General features: G+C 32.3%; 2 protein-coding genes. Both read left to right on the top strand.

Features of this window, described 5'->3' with window-relative positions; genetic code table 11:
• Positions 1-67: 67 nt before the first annotated feature.
• Positions 68-751: a helix-turn-helix domain-containing protein gene (locus KPL44_RS24960; protein ID WP_216256096.1), complete on the top strand. Its 684-nt coding sequence runs from the start codon at positions 68-70 to the stop codon at positions 749-751.
• Entirely contained in the window at positions 691-1,644 is a 954-nt protein-coding gene (locus KPL44_RS24955; RefSeq protein WP_216256097.1) for an IS3 family transposase, read from the top strand. The genes KPL44_RS24960 and KPL44_RS24955 overlap by 61 nt, the downstream gene beginning before the upstream one ends.
• The last annotated feature ends 80 nt before the right edge of the window (positions 1,645-1,724 follow it).

The raw sequence follows: 1,724 nt of genomic DNA, 5'->3' as shown, positions 1-1,724 counted from the left end.
TGATATGCTCCCCTTATGGTAGACAGTTAAATAATAAAACTGTTTACTATAAGGAGAGCTATTTTTTATGGGAAGAAAATCAATTATCTCAGACCAACAAAAAATCAAGGCTGTAACATCATATTTAAATGGAAAAGCTAGTATGTTAAATTTATGCAAGAAACTTCAAGTGCATAAAAGTTCTTTTCAAAAATGGGTAATACGATATAAATCAGAAGGTGAAGCTGGGTTAAAGCATTCCAGCAAAAATACTGCTTATACTGCCGAAGCTAAGATTAACATTGTAAATGAATATCTTGATGGACATGGCTCACTGAATGATTTATGCATTAAGTATCATATTTCTTCAAATACAGTTTTATGCAATTGGATAAAGAAGTATAATGGTCATGAAAATATAAAATCTTCTGGAGTAGGAGGAAACTGTATAATGACCAATGGACGTAAAACTTCTTATTATGAACGCATTGAAATCATAAAGTACTGTATTGAAAACAATAACAATTATAATATAACTGCTGAAAAATATCAGGTATCTTATCCTCAGATTTATACCTGGATGAAGAAGTATAATCAGTTTGGTATTGAAGGTCTTGTGGACCGACGTGGAAAGCCAAAAGCTGAAGAACTAATGACAGAAGACGAAAAGCTAAAAGCTCAATATAAGCTTTTAGAAGCGAAAAATAGAAGATTACAGATGGAAAATGCTCTGCTAAAAAAAATCCAAGAGATAGAAAGAAGGCGATATTAAGCGAAGTTAGATACGAAGATACTTATCTTGCAATTCAAGGACTAGCTAATGAAAAAAAATTTCCTATAACTGAGTTGTGCATTTTAGGCGGCGTTAGCCATTCTGCATATTATAAATGGCTACACAGAGAAAAAAGCAATCGAGAAATGGAAAACGAAAAATTATTAAAGCTTATTTGCGAGCTATATGAGGAAAATGATGGTATCTTAGGCTATCGCCAGATGACGATTAAAATCCGTAGAGAATATAATAAAACAGTTAATTATAAACGAATTTATCGTCTTATGCAGATAATAGGATTAAAGTCTGTATGCAGAAAGAAAAGATATAATTATATTAAGTCAACGCCTGAAGTTACTGCAGAAAATATTTTATCTAGAAATTTCAAAGCAGAACAAATCAATGAAAAATGGCTTACAGATGTAACCGAGTTTAAATATGGGAGAAGTGGCCAAAAGGCTTATCTAAGTGCAATCTTTGATTTAGGTGATAGAAGCATTGTTTCGTATGTCATTGGTCATTCTAATAATAATCAATTGGTTTATGACACCTTTAATCTTGCTATTAAAGCATATCCTGATGCTAAACCAATATTTCATAGTGATCGAGGTTTCCAGTATACTTCAAAAATATTTAAAGAAAAACTAAATATAGCTGGAATGACACAGAGCATGTCAAGGGTTGGGCGTTGCATTGATAATGGACCAATGGAAGGTTTTTGGGGAATCTTAAAAACGGAGATGTATTATCTTCATAAATTTGAAGACTATGAAAGCTTAAAGAAAGCTACTGAGAACTATATAGACTATTATAATAATAGACGTTATCAGAAACGTTTAAAGTGCATGACACCAATAGAATATCAGCGATATCTATTAGGTAATGCAGCATAAACAAAGCGCCTACCAAATGATAGACGCCTTGCTTGAAATCTTTAATTATTTCCACTGTCTACTTGACAGGGGGCAGTTCA

It is taken from the genome of Clostridium sp. DSM 17811, from assembly GCF_018861905.1.
GTDB lineage: Bacteria > Bacillota > Clostridia > Clostridiales > Clostridiaceae > Clostridium_AD > Clostridium_AD frigoriphilum.
The sequence above is the reverse complement of the archived record's forward strand: the minus strand, read 5'-3'. Positions and strand labels throughout refer to the sequence as shown.

Bases quoted from the DNA above. Each gene is read 5' to 3' on its own strand.
- KPL44_RS24960 (WP_216256096.1), top strand. From the start codon at position 68: ATGGGAAGAAAATCAATTATCTCAGACCAACAAAAAATCAAGGCTGTA.